4 protein-coding genes and 1 riboswitch are annotated in these 8,585 nt (G+C 57.5%); all 4 genes read right to left on the minus strand.

Features of this window, described 5'->3' with window-relative positions; genetic code table 11:
• On the minus strand, nt 1-1,902 hold a 1,902-nt coding region (locus PEL01S_RS33650; protein WP_164824368.1), incomplete at its 3' end, for a hypothetical protein.
• A gap of 542 nt (nt 1,903-2,444) precedes the next feature.
• Nucleotides 2,445-3,857, minus strand: coding sequence for an NCS2 family permease (locus tag PEL01S_RS33655; protein WP_127463286.1), 1,413 nt, complete (start codon nt 3,855-3,857; stop codon nt 2,445-2,447).
• A gap of 100 nt (nt 3,858-3,957) precedes the next feature.
• Nucleotides 3,958-4,058: riboswitch (purine riboswitch) on the minus strand.
• 171 nt (nt 4,059-4,229) lie between these two features.
• The gene (guaA, locus tag PEL01S_RS33660) at nt 4,230-5,768 is read right to left on the minus strand and encodes a glutamine-hydrolyzing GMP synthase (RefSeq protein ID WP_127463288.1); all 1,539 of its coding nucleotides are present in this window, start codon (nt 5,766-5,768) and stop codon (nt 4,230-4,232) included.
• Nucleotides 5,769-6,167: 399 nt separating this feature from the next.
• Nucleotides 6,168-8,585, minus strand: a 2,418-nt coding sequence (locus PEL01S_RS33665; protein ID WP_164824369.1) for a transglutaminase TgpA family protein, incomplete at its 5' end; no start/stop codon positions are given.

Raw genomic sequence — 8,585 nt, forward strand, 5'->3', positions numbered from 1 at the left:
GGCGCGCCCCGGGCCGCTGGCGCCGGCCTCCCGCTCGGCCGCTTCGGCGGGCTGGTGCGCTTCTTCCCCCGCCTCGGCGTCACAGTTCTTAAGCATCCGTGTCCGCATCTGCCTGACCTGCAGCCACGCGCTCAACCCAAGCAGCGAAGCACCGAGCAATACGCCCATAAACTCGTTGCCGATCCCGTAATAACGCGCGCCAACGATCGGATCGTACCCGAGCACCGAACGCTTCATCGCTTCGGCTCCGGTACAGCCGTCAAGCAAGATCAGCGTGCCGGTTCCCGCTCCGATCCATCCAAGCGTACGCATAAGCTGCGGAATTTTTCGGGAGCCCGCTGCGGCGAGCATTCCGAGTGCGAGAGGAGCGGTAAGCGCCAAGCCCGCCAATAGGGGCTTGGCCATATTCGCCGCCCAGCCCAGCGCCAGCAGAACGCCGGGTGCAAGCAGCACCGAAAACAGCAAACCGCGCATCCATCTCCGCAAGCGCCCCGTCGGCTTCGCCCACCGCAGCGCGATAAGCCCCAGCAGCATCACGGACACTTCATACCCGGCAAGCCCGTACAACAGCGTAGGCCGCAGCGCGTAGACGTTAGCCATCTGCTGCATATCGCTCAATAGTACGGCAAGCGGTGACCTGCTATCGCGTCTTGATTCGGCGCTCACGATAGGCAAACCGATCATGCCCTCCGGCCGCGACAGCCCGAATTCCCCCAGCAGCGACGGAGCCACATCAACAGCCGCAACCAGCCCGGGACGCCGCGTCGTAGCCGAAGACATCAGCGTGCCTTCCGCTATAGCCGAAGACCAGCGGATGACCGGAGTAAGCTGCCATTTTTCTATCCATGCCTCCGCATGCACCTTCGGGCTGACCAGCCACAGCACATGACGTCTGCCGGACGCTTCCATCTCGTCCGTAAGCTTCGACAACAGCCGGTCCGTCTGCTCCAGTACCGCTCTTTTCCGCTCGGCAAACCAGGCAGGCTCGTACCAGGCCTTCTCCGCGTACAGCCGGTACCAATCACCAAGCTCCATCACTTCGAGCGCTCCACGATCCGTTCCCTCCGCAGGCCGCGCCCTACGTCCGGCAACAAACGCTCTCCATTCCTCGACCAGCCGTTCTGTGTCCATCCGGACAGCCGAAGGCATCGCGGGATCGGCGATGAGAGTACCCCTGCCCACATCCCCTGCCGCTACCGTTCCCTGACCGTCCATGATCATAAGCGGGGCAGGCCGCTTGAAGCGATCCGTGCCTCCTCCCGGCTCATCGAGATTGCCCCACACGCCCAAGCGGACCCCATGGCGTATCAAAGTTTCTCCGAGCAAGCCCGGTCGGGCCAAGTAATTCCCTTCCGCGTTGTCCCGTTTGAGTGAAGGGTAAGCCGGAACAAGCACCGAGACGTTTGAAACGACACCCTCCGCCCCGTCAGCGGCAAACCTGCGTATGAGCGCTAAGGCGGACTGCCCGTCCCGCCGCTCTGCACGGTTCCACCCTTCGCCTCCTTTGCCGTCTGCCGGCGTTCCCGCCCCCCAAGTCGCGTACACCGACTCCAGTCCTTTATAAGGGACGCGCACATTCATTGCAGCCAAGCGCCCCGTTGTGGCAAGCTTCCGCAAGGCCGGAAGATGGTCCAACCACTCCGGCTGCAGCTCCATAAACGATAACCCGGGTATAGAAATCACCGTAACGATTGGACAATTTTCAGAATTGGGGATAACTTCCGATTTTTCCTGTTGGGTGGGGATAACCTGCCCCTGTGAAATGGAATTTGTCCCCAAGCTATAAACCGGGGAGGCGCCATAGGTCACACTCATCCACATACACGATACGGCTGCCATGATACAAACGATCCCTTTGGCATACAGCCTGGAGGCTTTTCGACGAATCGTTCCATTGCGCATGAAGTTCCGCCTCTCCCTTGTCAATCGCTCATCTAGGAATTCGTCGTATGCAGCGTATCGCACGTGCAATAGCAACAAATTTTTGCATGCTCCGCCGAATCCCTAGCAAAAGTACTCTTTTTCGTACTTTGCCCAATTCGTTCCGCTTTATCCAGCTTATCCCCTGTTCCTGAGCTATTCACTCTATCCACAACATTATCCCCATAAAAACTTGTCATTTTCTCTAGAAAAATCAGGCTTTTTCAAGGAATCCACAAACTTATTCACATTATCCACATATTCACTGTGAAAAACTTATCCACTCCCCCTTGGGAAAACGGAGCACGCTAAACGTTCTTCTGACGCGGATTTCGCGAATTACCCACATTATGCACAGAGGCTGTGGATAACTATATCCACAGCCTCTACTCCCTATGTTCGCCGCTATAATCCACTCGAAGGCTGGCGATTTTTTTGCTTTCGGCTCGCCGTATTCGTTTTCGTACACTAAAAAAGCCCGCCGTCTCATGTAAGAGACGACAGGCAAATTTACCATCGTAAGCTTATTCTCCGCCGACAAACATATAGCGCGCGACCACGAGAACGGCCAGCAGCCACATCAGCCAATGCACTTTGTATTGGCCCTTGCCGCCCAATTTGGCGACCGTCGCCAGCAGTACGTAGCTGACGATCCCGAACGAAATCCCGTTCGCAATGTTATACGTGAACGGCATAAGCGCCACGATCAGAAAAGACGGAATGCCGTAAACCAGATCTTGAAAATCGATCTCCCGCACCGCCTGCATCATCAGCACCCCAACGATGATCAGAGCCGCTGCCGTTGCCGGCCCCGGAATGAGCGCCGCAATTGGCGCCAAGAAGAGCGCCAGCAGGAAGCATACGCCCGTCGTAACCGCCGTAAGACCTGTGCGTCCGCCTTCGGCAACCCCCGCAGAGCTTTCGACAAAAGCAGTCACCGTACTCGTTCCGACCAACGCACCGGCGCTGACGCCAACGGCGTCAACCATCATCGCTTTGCCGACTTTTTTGTTGCCTTCTTCCTTGTTCTTCATGAAGCCCGCACGGTTGGCCGTGCCTACGAGCGTGCCGAACGTGTCGAACATCTCAACAAACGTGAACGTCGCAATGACCGAGATGATTCCCGCATGCATAATACCGGCGAAATCAAAATGAGCGAACGCCAGCTTGCTCATGTCGGGCACCCACGTTGTTTTGGCGCTTGTCAGGTTAGCGAAATTCACCATAGGCGAGCCATCCGGATTGTGCATGAACACGCCGACCAACGTCGTGAGCAAAATCCCGAACAAAATCGCTCCCCGGACGCGCAGCACCATCAGAATGGAGATGAGCGCCAAGCCGATAATGCAGAGCAGCACGCTTGGATCCTTCATGCTGCCGATATGGAATACCGTTTCAAACGAAAGAACGTCCGTATATTTATGCGCCGGAATGTCTTTTCCCGCTTCTACCGCGACCGTCAGCAGGCCGCTGTTCTTCACCCCGATAATCGCAATGAAGAGCCCGATCCCTACGGTAATCGCGTGCTTAAGGCTGTCCGGCACGGCGACCAGCAGCAGCTGCCGCACTTTGGTTACCGTCAATACGATGAAAATCAAACCGGAAATGAAAACCGCCGTCAATCCCATTTGATACGTGAATTGACCTTGCGATGCTAAAATAACCGTTGCAAAATACGCATTGAGCCCCATCCCCGGCGCAAGCGCAACCGGAAAGTTGACGAACAGGCCCATCGCAATCGTCATCACGCCAGCGGCAATCGCTGTGGCAAGAAACACCGCCGTCCAGTCCATGCCTGTCGCTCCAGAGCCGAACGCGCTAAGAATGTTCGGATTCACGGCCAAAATGTAGGCCATCGTCATAAACGTCGTCAACCCGGCCATGATCTCGGTACGTACGGTGGTACCGTTTTCCTTCAGTTTAAAAAACCGGTCCATTCTAGAAATCCTCCCACATATTTAATCGGAACAACGACGAAAAACCCGGGTAAAGACCCCGGGCTATCAAGCAAAAGAAGGCTCCACGGATATATCCGTGAACCGTCCTATCCTTGTTCGTAGCCAGATCATTTACGGTGATCTCGTAGAAACTTCCAGGCCGATTCCCGGAATTATACGAAACGGTTATTCCTATTTTGTCAACAATCCTTATTCTAAAATCGGGAGCGACGATTGTCAATTATTTTTCCGAACAATCTGCGCGTCTGTTATAAATTCGTTCGGAATCGTGACAGACAGTCCGTGTTTGGCAGGCAGGCTGCGCATTGAAAAAAGCCCGTCCTCTTCGTTCGAAGAAAACGGGCTTGCCGATTATTCCCACTCGATGGTAGCCGGCGGCTTGGAAGTGACGTCGTACACGATGCGGTTGACGTTATCGACCTCGTTGACGATGCGTACCGAAATTTTCTCCAGCACGTCCCACGGAATACGCGCCCAGTCGGCGGTCATACCGTCGATCGACGTTACGGCACGGATGCCGACGGTGTACGAATACGTACGCTCGTCCCCCATGACGCCGACACTTTTCATATTCGGGAGCGCGGTGAAATATTGCCAAATTTCGCGGTCAAGACCGGCTTTGGCGATTTCGTCGCGAAGAATCGCGTCGGATTCGCGCACGATGTGCAGCTTCTCCTCCGTGACTTCGCCAAGCACGCGAATGGCAAGTCCCGGACCCGGGAACGGCTGGCGCCATACGATAGCCGCCGGAAGACCGCATTCCTCGCCGACCTTACGGACCTCGTCCTTGAACAGTGCTTTGAGCGGCTCCACGAGCTGGAACTTCATGTCTTCCGGCAAACCGCCAACGTTATGGTGCGATTTGATCGTTTGTGCCGTTGCCGTGCCGCTTTCCACAATGTCCGTGTACAGCGTGCCTTGGGCAAGGAAGGCGAAATCGCCGAGCTTGGCCGATTCCTCTTCAAAGACGCGGATGAATTCCGTGCCGATGATTTTGCGTTTTTGTTCCGGATCGTCCACACCTGCAAGCTTGCCGAGGAACCGTTCGCGCGCGTCGATTTTGACGACATGCATATCGAATTTGCCGACAAACGTTTCCATGACGCCTTCCGCTTCGCCTTTGCGCAGCAGACCATGATCGATGAACATACAAGTCAATTGATCGCCGATCGCTTTATGGATGAGTGCCGCCACGACGGACGAATCGACGCCGCCGCTGAGCGCGCAGAGCACTTTTTTGTCGCCGACCTGATTGCGGATGTCGCGGATCGTATCTTCGATGAACGTCTCCATACTCCATTTGCCTTCGCAGCCGCAAATATGATACAAGAAGTTTTTGATGATATCGTTGCCGTAGACGGAGTGACGCACTTCCGGATGGAATTGAACGGCGAACATTTTTTTCTCCCGATGGCTCATGGCCGCTACGGGAGCGTGCTCGGTGCTTGCGTCAATGACGAAGCCTTCCGGCGCTTGGACGACAAGGTCGCTGTGACTCATCCAAACCGTCTGTTTTTTATCGAGGCCATGCACCAAACCGCACGCGTCGGCGAAATCGACTTCGGCTTTGCCGTACTCCCGCTTCGATGCCCGTTCCACCTTGCCCTGCAATTGGTGCGCCATCAGCTGCATGCCGTAGCAAATTCCGAAAATCGGCACACCAAGCTCGTACACGGCCGGGTCAACCAGCGGCGATGCTTCTCCGTACACACTGGCAGGGCCTCCCGAGAAAACGATGCCTTTCGGCTGCAGCGCTCTGATTTTTTCAATCGGGGTGTTGTAAGGGAGCAATTCGCTGTAAACGCCCAAGTCGCGAATCCGACGGGCGATGAGCTGGTTGTACTGTCCGCCAAAGTCGAGCACCACAATGATTTCGTTCGGCTTGTCCATGTTAAGTAAGTTCCTCCTGGCTTCTTCGTTCGTTTTCAATGAAACTTATTATAAACTTCTGCCCGGCAAAGGGCAATGCCTGAGCGGAAAGTCGCGGCACAGCGCCATTGTAAGCGCTATAACTCTTCCATAAAGACCCAGAAAAGGGTTTTGCGAAAAAGAAACCCGGCTCGGGGCGTATTCGTATTCGGTTGCCCCCGGGATGTGGACAAGCGCGGCAGCGAATATGATGCCGGGAATATGTGCATAAACGAAACAGCAACGACTGTCCGGTGGGGAAATGTGGATACGATGCTTCTCCTATATTCGGATATGCATTGTGAGTAAGCTGTGGGCGACCCGGACCGCGCGGACGAAGAAAAAGCCCGGAACGGGAGGCGGCTCTTCGTAGAAGAGCGCCTACGGTTCCAGGCTCCGGCTTTGACGCAGGCGCCGCCATGCGTCCGTGAGCATACGGCGGGTGACCTGCTCCTGCGGGCCATCCGGACCGGCATAACGCACCGTTTCAAGCAGCTGCGCCAGTTGAAGCAACGTGATGCGCTGCGCCTCGCTGCGGCAGCGGCGGGTATTCGCGTATTCGCGCAGCGTTTGCTGCGGCTCCGCACGGCCGTACGAGCGCTGCAGCCGCCGCCACAGCCGGTCGGCGAAACGGTGCAGCGAGGCCCGGCGCAAGCTGCGGCTGGCGGCGGTCTGCGTTCGGCCGCGTTGCCGGGTTCGACTCACGCTGAGGAACGCCATGAGGAAGCCACTGGCAAGGAGCAGCGCTAGCGACCAGAGGAAAAGCGTGCTCTGTAAAAAGGGTACTACGGCGCGCATCCATCCTTCAAGTGCTGTGGCAACCGTGGATAACGTCGCTTTTACACGATCAAGTGCGGCATTTGCCAAATCTGTCAGTGTTGAAGCCCATTGCGATACGAACGACCGCTTGCCTACTTCATTATTTGCCGTCAGAGCGGCGGTTGAAGCAGCCGCAGGAGCCGCGTCGGCGGAAGCTGCTCCCGTAAGGGCATAGCCCGGAGTCGGCTCGAACGGAACCCAACCGACCGACGGAAAATACGCTTCTACCCAGGAATGCGCATGCTTTTGGCGCACTTGGACGATGTAGCGTTCGTCTCCGTCGGCGGCCGCCCGGGATACCGCCTCGCCAGGCGCGAATCCTTTGACCCAGCGGGCCGGTACCCCGGCGGAGCGGAGCAGCACGGCCATCGCGGTGGAAAAGTGATCGCAATACCCGTTTTTTTGCTCAAACAGGAACCGGTCGACGAAGTCCTCGTTCTCCCCCGCGGCTCGCGTCCCTTCCAAGCTGTAGGGATAATGCTCCCTTAAATAACGCTCGATCGCCTCCGCTTTCGCATAGGGCGTCTGCAAACCCGCAGTTAGCTGCTCCGCGAGGCGGCGGACCCGCTCCGGCAGCAAGGCGGGAAGCTGCAAATACCGGCTCCGCACGTCCTCAGCATAACCGGTCCCTGTATCGGCCGACGGTATTGTGCGATCGGTCAGCACCAAAGCGTCGACTTCGTAGGAAACGAGAGGGTCCGTTAAGGCCGGGATCGTATACCGGTCTGTCGCGCCCTGCTTCCAGACCCATTCGGTCGGAATCGGTTTCCCTTCGGCCGACTGCATCGATGTTACCCGTTTAAGTTCGCCGCCCGCGAATAGCTGGCGGTTCAAACCCGGAGAAACGATGTGGATTTCCTGCCGGACGAGGGCATAAGCCGCCGAACGCGGTCGGATTTCCTCTTGCCTTGCCGCCTGATTGGGAACGAACGGGACCGGCGGGTCATCCACTCTCGCCCAGCCTTGGCCGGTATAGAAGCTTTTCGCCTCGCCCCGCCAGTAAGTAAGCCTGGGGGTAACCGCCGTAAAAGCAAGGCTGTCGTCCTGCTGCAAAGGCTGCCCGAGCTTGCCGTCGTCGGAGCCGTACCCCGTCCGGGCTCTCGCCTCCGACGCCCATCCGTGCCGCTGCAGCCAAGCGCCGCCCAGAAGGCGGTTTTCGAGCGATCGGACATACCCCGACCAATCGGGTGTCCGCATATCCTGCGGGTGCAGCGTCGCTCCGAGCAAACCAGCGCCAAGACAGGCAGCGGTTAGCAGCAGCGCAGGAAAGATGCGCATCCGTTCCCCGGAGGCGGGAACAGCAGAGGCCGCTTCGCCCCGCCAGCGGAGCGCCCGTCCCGGCTGAAGCATCGCTTGAAGCAGCAGTCCTAAGCCTATGCAGCGCAACACGGCGTAAAACATATCCAAGGTCAACACCAGCTGAAAGAACGTCAAATAGCCCAGTGTCAAGCCAAAAAACCAAATCAGCTGCCGACGCTCCAATACGAACGATTGCACGACGGATATAAAGAATGCCCAGCCCGCCATAAAACAAAGCGTTCGTGTCGCAGGCTCCCAATTCGCCACCTTCCCCTGCAAGCCCTCTGCGGCATCGGTAGCCAGCTCACGGCCCCATTGCAGCCACCAGGAGGGGGAAGGTATCGTTTGTCCGTTATGAATCCAAGCCGTTACGGCAACGATCCACAACGCTTTGGCCGACCATGCCGCCGGACCCGGCAGGCGGAACGTATCCAACAGCATGAATGCCGCAAAAGTAACAGCGAACGATGCGATACTGTATATCTCGGTAAGCTCCGACAATCTGCGCAGCGGGTACAGCCACTCGAGCAGCAGCAGAAGCAGCAGCACGCTGAGGGCGGCATCACCCGCCCAATTGGCGGGAGTGCGAGGCGCCTCGCGGCTAGCGGCTGCGGCACGAGAGCTTGCCGCGATAGCTGCGGCGGGGGCGGAGGCCGCCGCCTCGCGGAAGGCGCTGACGCA

The organism is Paenibacillus elgii NBRC 100335 (genome assembly GCF_004000865.1).
Lineage (GTDB): Bacteria > Bacillota > Bacilli > Paenibacillales > NBRC-103111 > Paenibacillus_G > Paenibacillus_G elgii.